The sequence below is a fragment of the Synergistaceae bacterium genome, from assembly GCA_017444345.1.
Classification (GTDB): domain Bacteria; phylum Synergistota; class Synergistia; order Synergistales; family Aminobacteriaceae; genus JAFUXM01.
On the sequence record JAFSWW010000062.1, the window covers coordinates 19,733 to 38,955 of the forward strand.

A 19,223-nucleotide genomic window follows, 5' to 3' on the forward strand; every position below is an offset into this window, starting at 1 on the left:
TTATATTTTTATCATGAAAAAATTTTTATGTGCATTATTAATATTATTATTAGTCAGCTCAACAAGTTTTGCGGCGGCCAAGAAACAAGGCAGGCACGATCAGAAATCCGTAAATGCAGGCGTATTAACTTATTTAGGCACGACCGAGTCAGAATTTCAGGAGAGTCTTGACGATTTGCGAAAAGCTGTAGCCCCGTTGATTCCCACTGATGAAGAAAAAGGAGAATGGGCAAGTTATGACCGTTTAGAAGGCTTTCTTGCTGATTTGGTGAAGACTCGCAGGGTTATCAAATTTTTTGACTCGTTAATGTCTATGGAGATGGCTTTACGTGCTCACAAGATTGACGAGCTTGCACTGCCTGAAGTTGTAGGATTATATCTCGTGCAAAATAATGACAAGTACGATATTTTATTCTCGCTTAACATGATGCCGTCAACTATTTCATTTGGATTCAAGAATGGAAATACTAAGCTGCAAAAAGAATTTAACTCGGCAATTTCAGCAATGAAGAAGGACGGGACATTAGCAAAACTTGAGAGTCAATATATTACAGACTTGGCCGGAAGTGAACCTAAAGCCGTAAAATTTCAGGAGTTCAAAGGCGCACAAACAATAAAAGTTGCTGTTACCGGAGATTTACCCCCTATAGATTTTATTGCGGCAAATGGGACTCCGACGGGATATAACACTGCGATTTTAAGCGAAATAGGAAAGCGGCTCAAGAAAAATATTAGACTCATTAGCATAGATGCAGGCGGGAGATCTGCGGCTTTAGCTTCAGAACGTGCTGATGTCGTTTTCTGGTATAGAAACACTGAAGGCTTGAATACTAATAAAGTTAAAGGCTTGCAGGGCAAAAATATCAACATGAAAGATTCTATTCAGGGTGTAATATTGTCAGAGCCATATTATACATGGGACACGGATATAATAATCGGAAGAAGAACGCAATAATTATATTTTATTCAGGAGGTATTGAATCATGCGTAAAATTTTGTTAGCTTTATTGCTTGTAATAGTTTTTGCTAGTATGAGTTTCTCAGCTCCGGCAAAAATCGGAATGCTTACACCGGTCGGACTTGACGAGTCAGGCGTTAAAGAATGGACAGAAAAAATTGCGAAACTTGAGGGCAAGACTGAAGAATTCACAAATAATAACGAAATCATATTTTATGAAAATTTAACGTCTATGCTCATGGCTCTTCAGGCGGGACAAATTGACAGAATGGCTTTATCTTCAATGCCGGCACGTTATATCGCAGCCCGTAACGAAAATTTAAATTATATCGATAATCATCACAATGCGATAATAGGCTACTCTTTAGCAGTTCCCGAGTCTAAACGCGCTATGTTAATGGGAATAAATCTCGCAATTTTTGACATGAAAGCAGACGGGACTCTCGCAAAATTAATGCGTAAATATATAGTCGAGCTCGGCAAGAATGACCCAGAACCCGTTATTATGCCTGTTATTCACGGTGAGCAGACTCTGAAAATCGCAGTAACAGGAGATTTGCCCGCGATGGATTGTATATTAGCAGACGGGACTCCAGCAGGATTTAACACGGCTTTTCTCGCTGAATTAAGCAAACGAATCAAGAAAAATTTTGAACTAGTAAGTATCTCTACAGGAGCGCGCGAGACTGCATTATCTTCCGGAAAAGTCGACATGTTATTCTGGACTCGTTCAGTTTATAACGACAAAGGCGAGAGAATGCCCTTCCCTCTTGATAATTTCACAGGTGTAGCAATTTCTGAGCCTTATTTGCTTGATTCACGTGCTGCACTTGAGCTTAAAAAATAGGAGGCCGCTATAATGAATATAAAGAAAAAAATTTTTTGTGCGTTAATTTTGCTTGTGTTAGCTGCTGTGAGTGTAAATGCATTCGAGATAAAATTAATAAAGCTCGGCTTACTGGCAAAAATGAATTCCACCGAGTCAGAATATACTAATACATGGAAAAAAACTTTTGCGCCTCATAATGAAATATTAAAGCTCAACGTCAAATTTTATGATAGTCTAAGTGCTATGCAGCTTGCTTTAACTAAGGGAGAAATCGATCAAATGGTTTTGCCCGAGTCAGTCGCAAATTATTTCTTGAACAGCACTCACAAAGATTTTGAGGCAGTACTCGCCTTGCCTTCACCGGGTAGGGGACTCGCTTTTGGATTTCTTGAATCTAATAAGAAATTACGCGACGAATTTAATCAAGCTCTGCAGATTTTGCGCGATGACTGGACTTTATCATCACTTGAAGGACTCTATATAAGCTCGATAACTAATGAAGATAATCTTGAGCCTATAGAATTCCCGAAATTTGAGAATGCCGAGACTATAAAAGTCGCTGTAACAGGAGATTTGCCGCCTATAGATTTTATTACACCTACGGGAGCTCCGGCTGGGTTTAATACTGCTGTGCTTGCTGAAATCGGGAGATTACTCAAGAAAAATATCGAGTGCGTAAATATTGAAGCAGGCGGAAGAAGTGCGGCTCTCTCATCGGGGCGTGTTGATGTCGTTTTCTGGTATGAGATTGACACAGCCGGCCGGGATAAAGCTGACATTCCCGACGGAGTTATTTTGTCATCGCCCTATTTCACATGGAATAAATTTATTCACATTAAGAAGATGCCCGAAAAAGTTAAGGGCGGAGCAAGTTGGCATTATAAGCGCGATTTCTTGAATCTTTACAGGAGATAATTATTTGTCATGAAAAAGTTTTTTGCGCTGATTATAATATTATTGCTTGCATGTCCGTTATTTGCTGCTGAAGTTCCCGAAGATTTAGAAGTAGGCTTCTTGACTCGGCTTAAGACAAATCCCGATGAGTTTTACAAGATAGTAAAAGAGTCATGGACGACTAAAGGCTGGGCAATTTTAGGCGGTAATCACTCGTTAAGCACGGCGAAATTTTATGATTCACTCTCGGCTATGCAGTTAGCACTAGATCGCAATGATATAGAAGAAATGATTTTGCCCGATTTTGTTGCTGAATATTTAATCAGGACTAATTCAAAATATACTGTGTCATGCATGTCAAGGGCTGAGACTATGAGTCTTTGCTTTGGATTCATGAGAGATAATAAATCTTTACTTGACAAATGGAATTCTGCCCTGCGTTCAATGAAAGCCGACTGGGTATTGATGGCCATAAATCAGAAATATTTAAAGGATTTCGCAGCGAGTAATAATCAATATGATTATATTTACGGTAATAATCCGAGAAAGGAGCGCGAAAAATTTGCGGTAAAACTCGAACACTTCCCCGGAGCTGATACAGTCAGAGTAGCAATTACAGGAGATTTGCCGCCGGTTGATTTCGTGAATGAACAGGGACTCCCGGCAGGTTTTAATGTTGCAGTGCTCGCAGAAATCGGCAGGCGTTTACGAGTCAACATTCAGCCCGTCCAAGTCGAAACAGGTTCAAGGGCAGCGGCTCTTGTGTCAGGTCGTGCGGACGTAGTTTTCTGGTTTGAAGTTGATAGATCAAAAGATGCCCAGTTAGATATACCCGACGGAATAATTTTCTCGGATTCATATTTGGACTGGAACACATTTTTACATGTTAGACTAGATGAGGAGTGATTTATTATGAAAAAATTTTTACTTGCTTTATTATTAATTGCGTTAATTGCGAGTTCGTCATTTGCCGCGAGTCATAGAGTCGGCCTTATTGAAAAAATTAACATAAACGCGTCGGACTTTGCAAAAGTTTATCCTGTAGGTTTTACGCGTGCTAATGAGAGTTTACCGGCTCCGACATTCAAATTTTATGACACTATTAATGCTATGCAGTTAGCTTTAAAGGCCGGAGAAATTGACGAGCTGGCATTTCCTGAAGTCGTAGCAAATTATTTAATGAGTGCTAACCCGAATTATTTAATAAATTGTGTTGTTGTCTTTAAAGATACTCAGCTGGCCTTTGCATTTGGCTTTAAGTCAGATAATGAATCTCTCAGGGACGAATTTAACAAGGCACTTGACGAGATAAAGCGCGACGGGACATTAATAACTCTTCAAGCACAATTTTTAACGCCTAATACGTCAATGATGGGAATTCCCACGCCGATTTATTTCACGAAATTTGACGGAGCTAGAACTATCAAAATCGCTGTAACAGGAGACTTGCCTCCGATTGATTATATTTCGCCAGATGGTAAGCCGGACGGGTTTAATGCTGCTTTACTGTCAGAAATTGCCCGGAGATTAAAATTTAACGTTGAATTCTTAAATATTGACTCACATGCAAGGGCTTCTGTTCTCTCATCAGGGCGGGCGGATTCAGTTTTCTGGTTTGAGATTCAGCGCGGACTAAAGACTCAGTCAGATGTGCCGGAGGGTATAATTTTGTCAGAGCCTTATTATAATTTTGACACGGTTTATCATTTGAAATTAGCTGATTAGCTTAATAGAAGGAGTAAAACATGACTCTCAGCGATATATTATATAAAATTTTGATTCAGGGCGGATCATACTGGACGATTCTTAAGGGCTTAGGCTCGACTGTAGAAATTTCTGTATATTCGCTTTTATTCGGGACAATACTGGGCGCGTTTGTGTGTATGCTCAGAATGTCAAAGATAACAATTTTGAGATTTCTTGCGACGGTTTATATAGTAATTTTGCGCGGGTCTCCTGTGTTAATGCTGTTAATGCTTATGTATTACGGGATTTTTGCGCGGAGTTCACTAGAGGCGAATACTATAGCAATTATCACATTTGCATTGAATGTAGCTGCCCATGTTGCCGAGTTATTAAGAGCGTCAATTAATGCTACTGATTACGGCCAAGTAGAAGCAGCTAGAACACTGGGATTTTCTGCGTTTCAAGCATTCAAGCTCGTTACTTTGCCGCAGATTGTTACAATAGCAAAGCCCGTTTATCAGTCTACAGTTATAAATTTAATTCAATGGACGAGCGTCGTCGGCTATGTGTCGATTACTGATTTAACGCGGGTAATTAATAATATAGCGTCAAGAACTATGCAGCCAATGATTACGATTATAATCGGCATGTTGATTTATTTGGCACTTGCTTATATAGTACACGGATTATTTGCGCTGTCTGATTATATGCAGGCTCGTAAAGAAAGAGAGGCCGCTGTTTATGAGTAAAATTTTTCAGCGTTATATTTCTCAAGTCAGAGTCAGCAGCGTTATTAGTACTCGTATAATATGCGTGTTTGCTGCTCGTTATGTTCATGACAGTAAAAAATTTTTAGAGACTCGCTATAATTCCGGGCATTATAATAATAGTGCTTTATTAAAGGAGGCTGCGTAATGAGCTTAATTCAAGTTAAAAATTTGTGTAAATCATTCGGGAGTCTTAAAGTCTTACAGGGCGTTAATCTCGAAGTTGACGAGGGCGAAAAAATTGCAATAATAGGCGGCTCAGGCTGCGGCAAAAGTGTATTCTTGCGTTCACTGGAATTATTAGAAGTCCCTGACAGCGGACAAATTTTTATAGACGGTGAAGAGATTACAGCGAGAAGTGCAGACGTTAATAGAATCAGGCGCAAAATGGGCATGGTCTATCAGAAATTTTATTTATTCTCGCACATGAATGTATTAGATAATTTGTGCCTTGCTCCCGTTAAACTTTTAGGAATTTCTCGCAAAGAAGCAGAAGAGCAGGCTATGGACTGGCTTGCAAAAGTCGGCTTAACTTCAAAAGCTCATTCAATGCCCGCTAAATTGTCAGGAGGTCAGCAGCAAAGAATCGCAATTTGCCGTTCACTCATGATGAAGCCGAAAGTTTTATTATTTGACGAGCCGACTAGCGCATTAGATCCCACTATGGTCGGGGAAGTTCTCGCTATGATTCGAATGCTCACAAAACATAATATGACTATGTTAATCGTAACTCATGAAATGAATTTTGCGCGTGAAGTTGCTGACAGAGTTTTATTTTTTGCCGACGGGGGGATTTATGAGCAGGGAACGCCGGATAAAATTTTTGACTCGCCTGAACGTGAAAAGACTATAGCATTTATTCGCAAATTAAAATATTTCACGTACGATATTAACTCGCGGCATTTTGACTTGTTAGCACTGCACGGGGGGATTCACAATTTCGCGGAGAAATACGGGATTGACTCAAAACTTTCATACAGGCTGCAATTATGCTGTGAGGAGCTTGTATACGAGATTATTTCAGGCTGCTATGATAATGACTCTCAAGTTGATATTAATATCAGCGTCTCATATTCAGAAGCCGACTCTACGACTTTAATAAATCTCACTGCCAAGAATGCGAAAAAATTCAACCCCTTTGAGATTAACGAGTCAGACGACGAAGAAAATATACATCTGGGAGTCGCCATGTTAAAGCGGATTTCTCAAGATATAAAATATAATTTTGACTCAGGCAGTAATAATATTGAAATTGTCTTAGGTGAAAGGAAGTAAAAATTTTTATGCGCAAGATTTTAGCGTTGATTTTAATATTAGCTGCGTTAAATATTCCTGCTTATGCTGTGAATTTACCCGATAAAGATATATTTATCATTTACACGAACGACGTACACTGCGGAATTGATGATCACATAGGTTATGATGGACTCGCTTATTACGTCAAGCAAATGAAAGAGTCAAATCCATATGTAACACTTGTAGATGCCGGAGACGCTGTGCAGGGTGATACAGTGGGCGCGATCTCTCACGGGCGATATATAATCGAGTTAATGAATTTCTTGAGCTATGATATTGCAGTACCCGGAAATCATGAATTTGATTACGGCTGGGGACAATTTGAGAATTTCGTCAAGAATCTCAAGTGCGGCTATCTTTCTTGTAACTTCAGGGATATAGCGGCGAATAAATTAATTTTGACACCGTATAAAATTTTGAATTACGGAAATGTAAAAGTTGCTTATGTCGGAATCTGCACGCCCGAAACTATGGTAAAATCAACGCCCATGACTTTTATGGACGAACACGGAAAATTTATATATGATTTTGACGGAGAAAGCACGGGTAAAAAGTTATGCGCTTCAGTCCAGAAAGCAGCCGATGACGCACGGGCAGCCGGAGCAGATTTTGTTGTAGCAGTCGGACATTTAGGCGAATATGAAGACATTATGAAAGAATGGAGCTCACCTTTTATAATCGCAAATACCCGCGGAATTGATGTATTAATTGACGGACATTCGCACGAGATAACGCCCTCGCTGAAAATCAAGAATCTTGACGGCCGCGAAATAAATATAACTCAATCGGGTACAAAATTAATGCGTATAGGCCAAGTTGTAATTCATACGGACGGGACTATAACGACGGGCTTAATTGACAAAGTTGACGGCAAAGACTCCGACACAGATAATTTAATTCAAGACATTAGAAAGCGTTATGAAGGCACGTTAAAATCTCATTTAGCTTATACTAGTTTTGATTTACTTGCTTTGAACGATCAAGGCGAGTGGCTTGTAAGGGACGGCGAGACAAATTTATGCAACCTCGCAGCAGACGGGGGACTCTATGCGGCAAAAGAGACGAAAACCGGACACGCTGATATTTCATTAATAAACGCCGGTGCACTCCGCAAAAATATTAAAGCCGGAGAAATTACATATAATGAAGCCTTATCAGTCCAGCCATTTGGCAATACTTTCGGGCTTTATGAGATGTCAGGCCAGACTATTCTTGACGAGTTAGAATTTGGCGCGAGACTCATTCCGAACAGATTCGGCGGTTTCTTGCATGTTGCCGGATTGACTTACACAATTAACGAGAAGATACCGACTCCCGTAAAACTTGACGATCATGGAAAATTTATAGGCATTGAGGGCGAACGCAGAGTCAGTGATGTACTTGTGAACGGCCAGCCTATTGACCCGAATAAAAAATATATAGTATCAGGGACAGATTTTGTCATACGAGGCGGCGGAGACGGGCATGTGTTCAAGGACGCAAAATTAATCGAACGTGATTTTATGGTCGATACTGATGTATTTGCGCATTATATAAAGTCTTTAGGTGTAATTCCTGAACGTTATAGCAAGTCCCAGAATAGAATCAAATTTGTGAAGTAATATATTTTATTCAAGCAAAAAAAAAATTAGAGGCTGATTCACTTATTGCGAGTCGGCCTCTAAATTATAATTATATTTATTTTCTGCGTTTTCTCGGCTTATTAGTTGCGTCCATATGATTTAAGGCTTTCTGTGCAGGCTCATAATTAGGGTTAATGCTTAGTGCTGTCTCGAACCATTGACGGGCTTCGGGACGTTTACCCATTGAGAGAGCTGTATCTCCGGCCTTGTATGCTGCTAAATAATCACTTGGATTCGAGTTTGCGAGTTCAACGTATTTATTATAAGCTCGTGCGCCTTTGAGTTTTCTTGCGTTTATATGAGCGACTCTTAACGTGTTAGCTTGTCCCGATGGGAGGCCGTAACTTGCAATAACTTTTGCGGGATCTGTTGATTTATTCTCGAATCCTCCGGAATTTGCGGGGACTGCTGCCGGTCTTGCTTTTCTGGGTGCCGGTTCGGGTTCGGGCGTGTATTCAGGCTCAGGCGTATAATTTTCTGTTGGAGTCTGTGCACTTCTCAAAGCGTTATCGAGTCCTTCAATATCAGAACCGAGCGAAGATCTTGGCCGTGATTTCGGGAATTCTTTACGTTTTGCTAAGTCTCTTGCTTCACTTGCTGAAATAGGAGCGATTTTATCTCCCCTGCGAATTAATGACACGTCGCCGCCTTCTTTAACGCCTCTTGCCATGCTGAATCCCGTTTGAACGTCCATAATCTGCACTACTGCTATAGTATTCGTCTTGCGCCCTAAAATATTCCCGTCCATGTCGTAGACTGCTTCACCTTCGGAAAAAACGCGGTATAATGCCCCTTTTCTAGCTCCTGAAGTTGCCCCGACACTTAATGTAATATCACGGCCGCCAGCTGATAGAACCTGCATATATTCGTCTGCTACAGTTTCACGGACTCTGACTCCTAATTTCGTTACAGCGTCTTCAACTGCCTTTGCTTCAACGCCGCTGATTGCAGTTCCTTCACTTGATGATATGCCGTAACCTGATACGCTCGTTGATTTGTCGGTCGCTGTGCCTGTCTCTGCCATTGATAAGACTACTTCACCGGTTGTAACGTTTACTATACGCATATCAATTGTAACATTTGCCGTGTAATTTGACTCGCTGAAATCAATCGGCAAAAATCCCGCGAATCCTGTAGATCCGTGCTTTGTCTCAAATTGAGTTACTGACCCGAAAATCATATATTGACAGCCCGCGAGTCTTCCTATTTGGACGGCCATATTTGCGTCAACAAGTCCCGACATTGACAGCCTATGTTCACGCCCTATATCTTCGAGTCTTTCACGTTCGATTACGGCAATTTTTTTAGAGTTCGTTATCATTCGCGTAAAAATATCTGTGATTATTTCTGCTTGGCGGTCATTCATGCCCGGTGCTTTATTGGCGAATCCCATCACGCCGATTCTGTAAACGTCTGCAGCTGATGCCGAACTGATTAACGCAATAACGAGAATAAATGCGATAAAAAATTTTCTCATGATAATAAATGCCTCCCTGCGATATTAAAACATTTGATACATTCCTGCTTCTACTGCTGACATTATAGCCTTATATGCCGCCTCGTCATCAGTATAACCGACTTGTTTGCCCATTGAGGTTTTGCCGCCTAATTTAGTCCCTCGTGAAGTTACTGCCATTATAGCCGCACTTGCCGTCCCTGTGTATAAATTAAATTCATTCAAGACGGGATAACCTGCGCTGACTCTTGCGACAACTGTAGCCGCCGCACTGTAACTCGCATTGAGCCTCATAATAGCGTCTACATTTCCTTCAAGTGCATAACGTGCTGCCTTAGCTCTTGCTGCTGCCTGTCTGATTCGTCTCATTTTTGCCTCGTCGACGACTCTATAGCCGTTACTTCTTAACATTTCGACAATAATAGCCTCGGCTGTCTTGACGTGTTGAGGGTTGTCGCCTGTTACTACGACTGCAATATCTCCTTTTTTCGGCAAAACACTGCGCCCGTTTTCAGTTGAGCCGCCGTTCATATAATCATATCCGGGCGATTCTACATAGTGATCTAGCTTCCCGCCGAGTCCTGCCCCGCTTGCTAGACTTGTGATTAATAATACGAGAATTAACGCAAGAAAAATTTTTCTCATTGATTGAGCCTCCCTTGTATTGAGTCAGTGCTTAAGCCCTCGATTTCAATATTTAATTCCGACAAACGCCCGGCAATTTCTCTAGCAGTCGTTGATTTGCCCTGAATCTTTAGAGTCATAGTCAAGACTTTAGATTTATAGCCCGTCTCAATTTCTCCGAGATCCCTTAATGAGTCCTCAATTTTTGCAGCGTCAGAGAATGAAGGCACGTCAATAATTTCAATCGTGATAAATTTTTCACCTACTTCGGGTTCAGTCTTTGCAGAGCCGGGAAGCTCAAGGGATTTCTTGACTCGTCCGTTAATAGTCTGCTGAGTTAATGACTCAATTTCTACGCCTAAATCAGACAAGAATGATGCAGTTTTCCGGGCTGTATTCTGTGAGACTAAATCAATTTCAAGCAAGTTATCATTATATGAACGCTCAAAGACTTCACCGGATTTTCCGGCCAATTCGCGCAATTTCTCTTCTATGTTCTCGACATCTTTAAATGAAGCGTCAGAAATTTTTATATTAACAGTGATTCCGCCCAGTGAACTCCCTGCAGAGGCCATATTATAAGCGATTTTATACACAATTTGTTCTGCTGCTATAGAAGCTGCCTGCTTGAAACATCTTGCGCCCCCGTCTTCTATAGTTTGAGCCGGTCTCTTGCCCGTTGACGCTGAAACAGTCTTAGAACTCACTTGATAGGCCGTTTGTGTTAAGACAGCTTTTAACTGCACAGTCCCGCTTACTCCGTATAATCTTATGCCGTGAATCTTTTGACTCGCGAAATGTGCCGCCGCTGCACGTCCTACAACTATAATATCAGCCCTGAGAGTCTTTGCTGCTTCTGATAATTTCATAGGGTCGTCAAATGCTTGAGCCGGATTCAAATGTAAAAGTGTTCTAGCTTGATCGGGATCTACAATCAAATATCCCGCGCGTTCAAATATTCGTAATAATTCGCTTTCAGTTGTAGAGATAAAAGGCGCAACACCTTCTACAGTCTCATCGATTAAAATCATGATTCTGGGATGTCCTATCATAGCAATAACTTCAGGGCCGAGAACTCCATCAAGTGCCTTCTCTTCGACTCTGCAGCTTCCTATGATATTTAATACGCCGTCCTTGTCAACTTTTTCGCTCAAAACTTTGAAATCTTTAACGAGTCCGCGAGTTTTCGAGAAAACTTTATCTTGAGTAACCGCGAAATTTTCCATTTCTGTAATGCCTGTAACACAAGCCCCGATTGCCTTCTCAAGTGCGTCGCGATATGCCATTCTCAAGGCCTCATCACGAGCTGCTTTTTTCTGGCCGTTCCTGACAGGTGCGTAACCTTCCGCATCATCAACGATATAATAACCGTTTTGAGTTATAACTCGTGCAAATGCTGGCATGACACAGGCAATTATTACAAGACACGCAAGTAATAACGCAAAAAATTTTTTCATTGTCTCACCTCGATAATCTTAACTGGCCTTTAACGGTGTAAGTATGTCCGTCCCATTCGCCTTGGGATATTTCGACATGATTCATAAAACCGCTGATTGGGCCGCGTTTAACTTTATGATATTTGCGCAGTAAATTTTTTTGCAGGTCAAGAATAGCACCGCGCCGAGCTATTGCCCTAGCTTGTGAGCGATTTACACCCTTTGGAGCAGTGCCGACACCCGACGCAGTGAGAATTATTACAAGCATAAAGAGTGATAATACACGCTTCATGATAAATTACCTGCTCACGATAATAACTTTGCAGTCCTTCCTGAAGTCATAAGAACTGCTGCGGATTTTTGCTGCTGCTGAATTCGATATAAATATATCCACGTTGCTTTTTCCGAGTCTTATTGCTTTAGCGACAATGGGATTATTTGCTACAAAAATTTCACCTTTTGCCGCGTTAATATTCGAGAAATAAGAACATATGCCGGACGATAAGAAGCTCGAACGATTAACAAAATTCATTCCGTAAACAGCACGGCCGCTCGCGTCATAGACCTGAAATGTCATAGAAGGCACATAGGGCAAATGTCTTACATCAATAACGAGTCCCGTATATCTTGCCTTCCCGCCTGTAGATTTTCGGGGAGTTCCGGGCTTTCTCGGTGCTCTAGGTGCGGGGGCTGGCTCAGGCTCTACGTCTTCATAAATTGTAATATCGGGGCCGGCTCCGACTTCAGGATATACAGCAGGGGCAGGGGGTAAACTGGGAGCGATAAGAGTTCTTATTTGTCCGAGTTTGATTCTGCCTTTCATGACGTAAGACTCGCCGTCCCATTCGCCGCTGGTTGCTTCAACATTTCTAATTATGCCGTGAAGTTCGGATCTGACTCTGTCTTCAGCCATAAAATTTTCCATGCGGGTATCAGCGTCAATCTGTACACCGACTAAGAATTCAAGCAAATTTCTCTGTAAATCGAGCATTGCCCCCCGCCGTGCGAGTGCCTTTGCTTGTGCGCCTTTTGTTCCCGTTGGAGCGACTGCCATTCCAGTGGCCTCGACATAATTATTTGTCCAGTCAACAAGCCCCTTTTCTTTCTGAGTAACAACCGGGGGATTATTTGCTGGAGTAGCAGCCGAGTCATCTTTGCCCGCAGTATGATCTACTTCTTCAAATGCGAGCGCAGGAGAAATTAATATTACAGCTAGAATTAATAACATCACTATAAAACGATAACGCTTCATAAATAAAACCTCCCTGTTAAAAATTTTAATGAGTGTATGTAAATTCTATCAGGTATTTATATATATTGCGTGAGTAAAAAAAAATTCCCCTCCTGTGTTAATGCTCACAAAAGGGGAGAAATTTTTATATTTTGCCGCAGTCTCTCATTTCGCAGAGTCTCACAAATGTATATCCTTGAGCTTTCAGGCCTTCTATTATTGCGGGAAGTGCTTTAACTGTATTAGGAACTCCTGAATGCATTAATATAATTGTGCCCGGTCTTGTACTCTTGAGAACTAAACGCGAAATCTCTTCAGCAGGCCGCCCTGTGTAATCTCCTGTGTTCAAGCTCCAAAGCCCTAAACACAAATTCATACGCCGCATCGCATTAAATATATTCATAGTGAACGAGCCGCCCGGAGGCCGCAAAAATCTTGTCTTATTCAGGCCAAGAGACTCTAACACTTCATCACAGCGTTCTGCTTCACGCATAATTTTTTCTACCCATAAACGAAATAATTTCGGGTGCGTGTAAGTATGATTTGCGAGTTCCTGACCTGATTTAGCAAGTTCAAGCGTTATATTTCCATAACGTTCGGCAAACTTTCCTACTACAAAAAATGTCGCGTGAACATCATAAGACTCAAGAACGCTCATAATTTCCTGCATACCTGACTCGCGCGGGCCGTCGTCAAAAGTTAATACAACTTCACGCACAAAAGGGTCTCCGGCGGCAATTCCGTATTTGCTCCTTTCGTCTGAGAGAGTCCCATATTCAAGACAAGCGAACAAAGCCAGACTCAGGAGCATTATTTTACGCAGCATATTTTTTCCTTATTTCTTGAACGGAGCTAATAAATCTTCGTCCCAGCCCACCGGCCTGAAGAATCCGCCGTAAAGTTTCGAGAGTGCTTCTTTCATTTCGGGACTCTGATAGGCTTTAACGACTTTGCTGTATAATTCGACTTTTGCGGGGTCTGCTAAATCTGAAGTCCTTGCCGCTATCAAATTCCAATATTCGTGCTCGCGTGCCTGATCTTCAAAAACTGCATCACTTGCCTTAAGTCCATAATCAAGGGCGTATGTGTCATTAATTACACCTGCCGTAATGTCGGGTAAAGCTGAAGGAATAGTGTTCGCTGCGAGTTCCTGAATAGTGATTTTAACGTTATATTTCTCGATGTCTTCTTTTGCGGGGTTGAAGCCTGCATCTTTCTTTAACGTGATTAATCCTGAAGTCGCTAAAACTTTTATTGCACGGCCTCCATTTGTCGGGTCATTTGGAATCGCTATCACGTCGCCGTCTTTGATCTCGTCTAATTTCTTAATCTTGATTGAATAGAGATTCAACGGCACAACAAAAGTATTTGCTATGTTCGTGAGTTTGTAGCCTCGGCTTGCGAGTTCGTCAGCAAAATAAATCTGATGCTGGAAACCGTTTAAATCAATATCTCCGTCAGCAAGTGCCCTGTTAGGAGTTACATAATCCGTGAATTGAATCACTTCGAGGGTTATTCCTTCTTTTGCGAGTAATTCTTTAGCAGGTGCCCACATTTCGTCATAAACGCTGCCGGTAACGCCGAGCCTTACTACTTGATCAGCATATGCACTGAAAGCAAGAATTAATACAAGAACTAACGCCGCTAAAAATTTCTTTGTCATAATAAATAACTTCCTTTCTGATTTAAATCTAAATCTATTAACACACGAGAAATTATATATCTCAATATGTTCACTTAATTATATACTTATTATGTATATGCAAAACACGTTTTATTCTAGTGAGTATTTTTCCGCGCAAAAAATTCTCCGAGCCACTGAACTAGACTCACTCCTAAGACTAATACTATAACAGTAACCCATGTAATATCTATCATGTTTCTATCATGGCCGTAACGAATCGCGAAATCTCCCAGTCCCCCGGCTCCTACAGCTCCGGCCATAGCAGTCAATCCCAGCAAACTAATAGCCGTTATTGTAATTGCTCGGATTATGGGCGCAAGACTTTCACGCAAATAAACTCGAAAAATTACCTCGAAAGGACTCGATCCCATTGATAAAGCCGCCTCAATTAGTCCCTTGTCAGTCTGAGCCAGTGCGCTTTCAATCTGCCGAGAAAAAAACGGAGTCGCCCCGAAAACTAAAGGCACTATTACACCACGCACATAAATAGCAGTTCCCATTATCCACCGTGAAAGGGGCATTAAAGCAGTCAGCAATATAATAAATGGAATTGACCGGAATAAATTTATAATTTTGTCTAAAACTTGATAGACTGGGCGATTTTCCATTATGCCGCCGGGCTTAGTTACTGTTAAGATTATGCCGAATATCAAGCCTAAGACATAACAAATACTGCCCGCCCATACTTCCATTAAAAGAGTATCTCCGCAGGCCTTCCAGAATTCAGGTAAACGCCGCATTAAGTTAGGCAATAAAGCATTGAGTTCTTGCATCTTGAATCACCTCGACACGTATATTTTTGCTCTTGTAATATTCTATTGCACGATTAATTTTTTCGCCGTCTCCGTTAAAGATTACTACAGTCCCGCCGACCATAGCACCCGCAACAATTTCAACGTCAGCAAGAATTATATTTATCTCAATGTCAAAAGCTCGTGACGCATAAGAAATTAACGGCTCCGACACATCAGCATGAACATATACAAGACGCGCCATTAATTCACCCGGCTTTAATTTGACCATAGGCGAGTCATCTTTTATTAACGTCTCAATTTTTGAGAGATTCGAGGTTGTGCGCACAAAATTTTTAGTTACTTCGTGCTGAGGATTGGAAAAAATTGTAAATACATCGCCGGACTCTATAATTCTGCCTGCGTCCATTACTGCAGCTTTTCGGCAAATATTCTTTACTACTTCCATTTCATGAGTAATTACTACGATTGTGAGACCGAGTATTTTATTTAATTCTTTGAGTAATTGCAGAATTGATCCCGTTGTTTGAGGATCTAGCGCGCTGGTTGCCTCATCACATAATAAAATTTTCGGGTCATTTGCGAGTGCTCGTGCGATTGCGACTCGTTGTTTCTGGCCTCCTGATAATTCGGACGGGTAGGCGTTTTCTTTATCAGAAATTTCTACGAGTTCTAACAGTGAACGCACCTTTTTTCTGACTTCATCGCGGGACAAGCCTTTTAACGGGTAAGCTACATTTTGCAAGACAGTGCGGGAAGGCATTAAATTAAATTGCTGGAATATCATTCCGATTTTAGTGCGAGCCTTATATAAATCTCTAGGCTTTAATTCTGTCATCTCTACACCGTCGATTCTGACATGGCCGGAGTCAGGGCGTTCGAGCAGATTTATGCAGCGTACAAGGGTAGATTTTCCTGCGCCGGAGAATCCTATAATCCCGTAAATTTCGCCGTCGTTTATTGTGAGTGATACGTCATTTACGGCGTGAATCTCTTTATTATTCTTGTCGGCATGAAATTTTTTAACAATATGTTCAAGCTCAATCAATTATAAATATTCCCTCCTGATAATAATATAAAAACGGGAAGCCGCTGATTTATTCACGTACTCCCCGCGATAAATTACAATGCTAAAAAATTTGCTCGATTTAGCCGATTTCAGCTATTAATTTCTCTACTGCCTCATGAGCGTCTGCAGGGAGTTTATCAATTCCGCCTCTTTCTGTGTCGCGCGATTTGATAAAGTTCAATCTATCCTGAAAACGTTTCTTTAACTGAGTGCGGTACTCGTCATTGCTTAAATCTGCATCAAAGCCGGGAATCTCCATTGTCTTAATGCCGCTCAATTTTCCGAATGGTACCCAGTTTGCTTTACCCTCGACAATGCGCTCAATTATCATTAAAGTATTCTCTTTGCCGACCGGTTTGCCCATGAAATTGCCAGTGTTGAGAATATAGCAGTCCACGCCGTCAGAAATTAACTGCTTGAATCTTTCATAGTCCATTCCGAGCGGGTATGTTCTGAACGGGTTAGCATAAGGCTCACAAACTAAAGCGTCAGGATCTACTCCGGGTGCTAAGTTTTCCGCGCTGGTTCTCTTTGTTGCAAGAGTCGCTCCTAATACTGAAGCAAGCGAGGGGCCTTCAAGTTTCAAGACAGGCGGGAGTGTCGGGTCTCTCATCAGCCAGAAAATAGCATTTAATGGCTCGTCAATTCTGTCTACTCTGTTGGGCGACCACATACGGGATTTAATTGCGCGTCCGTTGCCGTTTCTCACGTCTTCAGTAACTGCGATTAATTTTCCGTCAGCGTCCTTAACACAGCCGCAATTCTGCATTGTAAGCAAGAATTTATTATCAGGGCAGCCGATCGGATAATCTGCAACCTTGTCAAAATATGTAGGCTCTAATGCAATCGCGTATTTATCTTTGACGTTTACTACAAATGCATCATCATGCAAGACCATTACATCATATTTTCCGTCGTGCTTTGCGTGAGTTATTGTTGACTTGCCCGAACCTGACAGACCAAATGCCGCTAATACAAATTTTTTATTGCTGCCGTCCTTAAGTGTATATCTCTTGAGTCCGCCGTGACATGAAGCGTAACCGTTTCTAGCTGCGATACCCCATGCAAGTGTTAGAGTTCCTTTCTTTAATTCGCCGAAATATCTCAAACCTAAAACTATCGCGCAGTTCTCTTCAGGTGAGAAGAAAGCGAGTCCGAGCGGGAAGTCAGGGTGCGACCAGTCGGGATCAGCTACAAAGAAAATATCTCCGTCATGATCTGAAACGCGTCTTGATTTCTCGTATCTAGGTTTATAGGCTTCATTTGCGTACTGGAAATTAATCATCCAGTTATATAAATTATTCTCGTAACCTTCAGGCAAAATAATATGTGCGCTCGTCATAAAATCTTCGTCAAGTCCTACATATGCATCAGCTTGATATAATTTCTTGTAGCGCATGTTATATACTGCTTCACGGATAATCTTGCAATATTTTGCTACGTCTACATCAGGATAGCCCACTATTCTGCGGGCTGCGGCAGTTCGTCCGAAAATTGCTCCGTCATTGAATAATAAAACATTTGCGTCCATCGGTAATTCCTGCTCGGTGGGCTTATAAACGGGCATTCCTGTTAATTCGATTGTGCCGGGTGAATTCTTTGCTAAATTATAGGCCTCTTTGAGATCTAATACATGGTGAACGTTATTCCCGTAAAAAAGTGTTTCAATAGTTGTGCGCGGCTGTGCATGATATACTTTCTTGAAATTTTCAGGATCATAATATCCGATTGTTGACATATAAAAAATTTTTCCCCTTTCTGAATAAATAAAAAATTTTCAGGTTTTCGCGGTAATTATAACACTATAAATTATTTACTGCCCTTTTTTCTGTTACAAGACTTGCATAATAATTGACAATTTGACTCAACTGTCCGCCCGCCTTGACTCCACGGGGTTATGTGATCGGCCTCCATTTCCTTAATAGTGCAGTGCTTACCGCAAATTTTGCAGATTCCTTCTTGACGCTCATAGACTGCACGTTTTATCTTGTCCGTAAATTTCCGCAGGCTTAAATGTTTCTCTTCTCCGTCTATTAAGTATTCATATATTCCTGATAATTTCGTGATCTCGTCATCGTCTAAAAGCTCATGTAAACGGGAATTTAATTTTTTAGCGTCAAATTTTTTCGTGTGATAGCGATTATAATAATATCCCCAGTCAATGCCCTTCATTTTTGAGTCATTCTCAGGAAATAATACTTTTACCCAGTTTATTACGCCCTGAAAATACAGCCATAAATCATTACAGTTATCTTCGTGCTGATGCTGGGCCATATAATCAAAAATTTTGTCCCTGCCCTGCGTATTGTCCTTATCTGCTGCCCATTTTATAGCCGTCTCTAAATATTCCTGACGTTCGGGGCTCCCTGATAGATAATCTTTTGCGAGCCTGTATGCATCACAATTTCTCTTGCTGAATCTCATCCGCGCGTCATTCAGCCATGTACCTGTTAATGCTGCGTTGCGTTTTTCCTGATTCGTGAGCTTGACCCCTTCTATATTCACAATCTCGAACCAGTCCCGAATCTCGCTCGGCATTCCTTCACAGATATATATTATCAGCTTGTAATTCAAAATTTGTTCCTGCTCATCTGCGGCCAAGTTGTGAAATGCTAGACCGTCAACAGAAAAATTTCCGTGAACATACTGGCAAATACTTATTGTGCGCTGCTGACCGTCGAGAATCTCAAACGAGTCTGAATCTTTCTTGATCCAGTACATTACATTCAACGGGTAATTTTTGCGGACACTTCTTATAACGTCGTTGCGCTGTTTATCCTTGTAAATGAATTCCCGCTGAAATGCAGGACGAACATCAAGCCGACCCCCGTATGCCCGAACACCGGACTCAGCCGAGTCAATAAAGCCGTCAGATATTTCTTGTATAGTAAATTCCTTCATTGTGATTTGCATTATACC

At 41.3% G+C, this 19,223-nt stretch carries 20 protein-coding genes; 9 read left to right on the plus strand and 11 right to left on the minus strand.

Going from position 1 to position 19,223, the window contains the following annotated elements:
• Window positions 1-13 precede the first annotated feature (13 nt).
• From IJS99_04230 to IJS99_04270, 9 genes are read left to right on the plus strand one after another with little or no spacing between them, the layout of a single operon-like run.
• The gene (locus IJS99_04230) at window positions 14-955 is read left to right on the plus strand and encodes a transporter substrate-binding domain-containing protein (protein ID MBQ7561033.1); all 942 of its coding nucleotides are present in this window, start codon (window positions 14-16) and stop codon (window positions 953-955) included.
• 28 nt (window positions 956-983) lie between these two features.
• Window positions 984-1,805 carry a transporter substrate-binding domain-containing protein gene (locus IJS99_04235; protein MBQ7561034.1) on the plus strand — a complete coding sequence of 274 codons (822 nt, stop codon included), beginning with the start codon at window positions 984-986 and terminating at the stop codon, window positions 1,803-1,805.
• 12 nt (window positions 1,806-1,817) lie between these two features.
• Window positions 1,818-2,702, plus strand: coding sequence for a transporter substrate-binding domain-containing protein (locus IJS99_04240; protein MBQ7561035.1), 885 nt, complete (start codon window positions 1,818-1,820; stop codon window positions 2,700-2,702).
• 9 nt (window positions 2,703-2,711) lie between these two features.
• Window positions 2,712-3,587 carry a transporter substrate-binding domain-containing protein gene (locus IJS99_04245; protein MBQ7561036.1) on the plus strand — a complete coding sequence of 292 codons (876 nt, stop codon included), beginning with the start codon at window positions 2,712-2,714 and terminating at the stop codon, window positions 3,585-3,587.
• Between the two features lie 6 nt (window positions 3,588-3,593).
• A complete protein-coding gene (locus tag IJS99_04250; protein MBQ7561037.1) occupies window positions 3,594-4,406 on the plus strand; it encodes a transporter substrate-binding domain-containing protein in 813 nt (270 codons plus the stop codon).
• A gap of 20 nt (window positions 4,407-4,426) precedes the next feature.
• The gene (locus IJS99_04255) at window positions 4,427-5,116 is read left to right on the plus strand and encodes an amino acid ABC transporter permease (protein ID MBQ7561038.1); all 690 of its coding nucleotides are present in this window, start codon (window positions 4,427-4,429) and stop codon (window positions 5,114-5,116) included.
• Entirely contained in the window at window positions 5,109-5,282 is a 174-nt protein-coding gene (locus IJS99_04260) for a hypothetical protein (GenBank protein MBQ7561039.1), read from the plus strand. The genes IJS99_04255 and IJS99_04260 overlap by 8 nt, the downstream gene beginning before the upstream one ends.
• Window positions 5,282-6,409, plus strand: a complete 1,128-nt coding sequence (locus IJS99_04265; protein MBQ7561040.1) for an ATP-binding cassette domain-containing protein — start codon at window positions 5,282-5,284, stop codon at window positions 6,407-6,409. Before IJS99_04260 ends, IJS99_04265 begins: the two co-directional genes overlap by 1 nt.
• Window positions 6,410-6,417: 8 nt before the next feature.
• Entirely contained in the window at window positions 6,418-8,031 is a 1,614-nt protein-coding gene (locus IJS99_04270; GenBank protein ID MBQ7561041.1) for a bifunctional metallophosphatase/5'-nucleotidase, read from the plus strand.
• Window positions 8,032-8,107: 76 nt separating this feature from the next.
• Here IJS99_04270 and IJS99_04275 read toward each other — a convergent pair whose 3' ends face one another.
• The 11 genes from IJS99_04275 to IJS99_04325 form a co-directional block, all read right to left on the minus strand.
• Complete coding sequence (locus IJS99_04275) at window positions 8,108-9,529, minus strand: hypothetical protein (GenBank protein ID MBQ7561042.1); 1,422 nt, start codon at window positions 9,527-9,529, stop codon at window positions 8,108-8,110.
• A gap of 24 nt (window positions 9,530-9,553) precedes the next feature.
• Window positions 9,554-10,153 (minus strand): hypothetical protein, encoded by a 600-nt coding sequence (locus IJS99_04280; protein MBQ7561043.1) that lies wholly within the window; start codon window positions 10,151-10,153, stop codon window positions 9,554-9,556.
• Window positions 10,150-11,589 carry a hypothetical protein gene (locus tag IJS99_04285; GenBank protein ID MBQ7561044.1) on the minus strand — a complete coding sequence of 480 codons (1,440 nt, stop codon included), beginning with the start codon at window positions 11,587-11,589 and terminating at the stop codon, window positions 10,150-10,152. The genes IJS99_04280 and IJS99_04285 overlap by 4 nt, the downstream gene beginning before the upstream one ends.
• Window positions 11,590-11,593: 4 nt before the next feature.
• Window positions 11,594-11,860 carry a hypothetical protein gene (locus tag IJS99_04290; GenBank protein MBQ7561045.1) on the minus strand — a complete coding sequence of 89 codons (267 nt, stop codon included), beginning with the start codon at window positions 11,858-11,860 and terminating at the stop codon, window positions 11,594-11,596.
• A 6-nt stretch (window positions 11,861-11,866) separates the two neighbouring features.
• Entirely contained in the window at window positions 11,867-12,820 is a 954-nt protein-coding gene (locus IJS99_04295) for a hypothetical protein (protein MBQ7561046.1), read from the minus strand.
• A gap of 124 nt (window positions 12,821-12,944) precedes the next feature.
• Window positions 12,945-13,625: a polysaccharide deacetylase family protein gene (locus tag IJS99_04300; GenBank protein MBQ7561047.1), complete on the minus strand. Its 681-nt coding sequence runs from the start codon at window positions 13,623-13,625 to the stop codon at window positions 12,945-12,947.
• A 9-nt stretch (window positions 13,626-13,634) separates the two neighbouring features.
• The gene (locus IJS99_04305; protein ID MBQ7561048.1) at window positions 13,635-14,462 is read right to left on the minus strand and encodes a MetQ/NlpA family ABC transporter substrate-binding protein; all 828 of its coding nucleotides are present in this window, start codon (window positions 14,460-14,462) and stop codon (window positions 13,635-13,637) included.
• Between the two features lie 116 nt (window positions 14,463-14,578).
• Complete coding sequence (locus IJS99_04310) at window positions 14,579-15,223, minus strand: ABC transporter permease (protein ID MBQ7561049.1); 645 nt, start codon at window positions 15,221-15,223, stop codon at window positions 14,579-14,581.
• A 4-nt stretch (window positions 15,224-15,227) separates the two neighbouring features.
• Window positions 15,228-16,283: an ATP-binding cassette domain-containing protein gene (locus IJS99_04315; GenBank protein MBQ7561050.1), complete on the minus strand. Its 1,056-nt coding sequence runs from the start codon at window positions 16,281-16,283 to the stop codon at window positions 15,228-15,230.
• A 100-nt stretch (window positions 16,284-16,383) separates the two neighbouring features.
• On the minus strand, window positions 16,384-18,042 hold the full coding sequence (locus IJS99_04320) for a phosphoenolpyruvate carboxykinase (ATP) (protein ID MBQ7561051.1): 1,659 nt from the start codon (window positions 18,040-18,042) through the stop codon (window positions 16,384-16,386).
• Between the two features lie 71 nt (window positions 18,043-18,113).
• Window positions 18,114-19,217, minus strand: a complete 1,104-nt coding sequence (locus IJS99_04325) for a DUF262 domain-containing protein (protein MBQ7561052.1) — start codon at window positions 19,215-19,217, stop codon at window positions 18,114-18,116.
• Window positions 19,218-19,223 lie beyond the last annotated feature (6 nt).

Bases quoted from the DNA above. Each gene is read 5' to 3' on its own strand.
- IJS99_04230 (MBQ7561033.1), top strand. From the start codon at position 14: ATGAAAAAATTTTTATGTGCATTATTAATATTATTATTAGTCAGCTCA.
- IJS99_04235 (MBQ7561034.1), top strand. From the start codon at position 984: ATGCGTAAAATTTTGTTAGCTTTATTGCTTGTAATAGTTTTTGCTAGT.
- IJS99_04240 (MBQ7561035.1), top strand. From the start codon at position 1,818: ATGAATATAAAGAAAAAAATTTTTTGTGCGTTAATTTTGCTTGTGTTA.
- IJS99_04245 (MBQ7561036.1), top strand. From the start codon at position 2,712: ATGAAAAAGTTTTTTGCGCTGATTATAATATTATTGCTTGCATGTCCG.
- IJS99_04250 (MBQ7561037.1), top strand. From the start codon at position 3,594: ATGAAAAAATTTTTACTTGCTTTATTATTAATTGCGTTAATTGCGAGT.
- IJS99_04255 (MBQ7561038.1), top strand. From the start codon at position 4,427: ATGACTCTCAGCGATATATTATATAAAATTTTGATTCAGGGCGGATCA.
- IJS99_04260 (MBQ7561039.1), top strand. From the start codon at position 5,109: ATGAGTAAAATTTTTCAGCGTTATATTTCTCAAGTCAGAGTCAGCAGC.
- IJS99_04265 (MBQ7561040.1), top strand. From the start codon at position 5,282: ATGAGCTTAATTCAAGTTAAAAATTTGTGTAAATCATTCGGGAGTCTT.
- IJS99_04270 (MBQ7561041.1), top strand. From the start codon at position 6,418: ATGCGCAAGATTTTAGCGTTGATTTTAATATTAGCTGCGTTAAATATT.
- IJS99_04275 (MBQ7561042.1), bottom strand. From the start codon at position 9,529: ATGAGAAAATTTTTTATCGCATTTATTCTCGTTATTGCGTTAATCAGT.
- IJS99_04280 (MBQ7561043.1), bottom strand. From the start codon at position 10,153: ATGAGAAAAATTTTTCTTGCGTTAATTCTCGTATTATTAATCACAAGT.
- IJS99_04285 (MBQ7561044.1), bottom strand. From the start codon at position 11,589: ATGAAAAAATTTTTTGCGTTATTACTTGCGTGTCTTGTAATAATTGCC.
- IJS99_04290 (MBQ7561045.1), bottom strand. From the start codon at position 11,860: ATGAAGCGTGTATTATCACTCTTTATGCTTGTAATAATTCTCACTGCG.
- IJS99_04295 (MBQ7561046.1), bottom strand. From the start codon at position 12,820: ATGAAGCGTTATCGTTTTATAGTGATGTTATTAATTCTAGCTGTAATA.
- IJS99_04300 (MBQ7561047.1), bottom strand. From the start codon at position 13,625: ATGCTGCGTAAAATAATGCTCCTGAGTCTGGCTTTGTTCGCTTGTCTT.
- IJS99_04305 (MBQ7561048.1), bottom strand. From the start codon at position 14,462: ATGACAAAGAAATTTTTAGCGGCGTTAGTTCTTGTATTAATTCTTGCT.
- IJS99_04310 (MBQ7561049.1), bottom strand. From the start codon at position 15,223: ATGCGGCGTTTACCTGAATTCTGGAAGGCCTGCGGAGATACTCTTTTA.
- IJS99_04320 (MBQ7561051.1), bottom strand. From the start codon at position 18,042: ATGTCAACAATCGGATATTATGATCCTGAAAATTTCAAGAAAGTATAT.
- IJS99_04325 (MBQ7561052.1), bottom strand. From the start codon at position 19,217: ATGCAAATCACAATGAAGGAATTTACTATACAAGAAATATCTGACGGC.